This is a genomic window from Streptomyces sp. SP17BM10, assembly GCF_036322405.1.
Taxonomy (GTDB): domain Bacteria; phylum Actinomycetota; class Actinomycetes; order Streptomycetales; family Streptomycetaceae; genus Kitasatospora.
Genome location: NZ_JAQYXB010000671.1, coordinates 1 through 454, shown reverse-complemented (window position 1 = coordinate 454; position 454 = coordinate 1). Strand labels below are relative to the sequence as shown.

General features: G+C 36.8%; 1 protein-coding gene. It reads left to right on the top strand.

Annotated features, from left to right (window positions below):
- Positions 1–10: 10 nt before the first annotated feature.
- On the top strand, positions 11–454 hold a 444-nt coding region (locus PUR71_RS41400), incomplete at its 3' end, for a hypothetical protein (protein WP_329931224.1).

Genomic DNA, 454 nt, shown 5'->3' with positions numbered 1-454 from the left:
TGTTGTTGTGTTGGTTTTAGTGTGGTTTTGTTTGGGGGTTGTGTGGGTTGGTTTTTTTTGTTTTTTTTTTTGGGTGGTTGTTTTTTTTTGTTTTGGTTTTTTTGTTTTTTTTTTTTTTTTTTTTGTTGGGGGGGGGGGTGTGGTTGTTGGGTGGGGGGGGTGGGGGGGGGGGGTTGTGCTGGTTTTTTTGTTGTGTGGGGGGGCGCCCGCACCACCAAAAACACAAAACAAAACAAAAAAAAAAAAAAAAAAACAAAAAAACCCAAAAAAAACAAAAAAAAACACACACAAAAAACAAAACCCCAAAAAAAAAAACAAAAAACACACCCACAACACCCCCCCCCCCCCAACAAAAAAAAAAAAGCAACGGAGCCACCCAAAGAACAAAATAAAAAAAACACAAAACAAAACAAAAAAAAAAAAAAAAAAAACAACAAACAACACCCCTCGAACA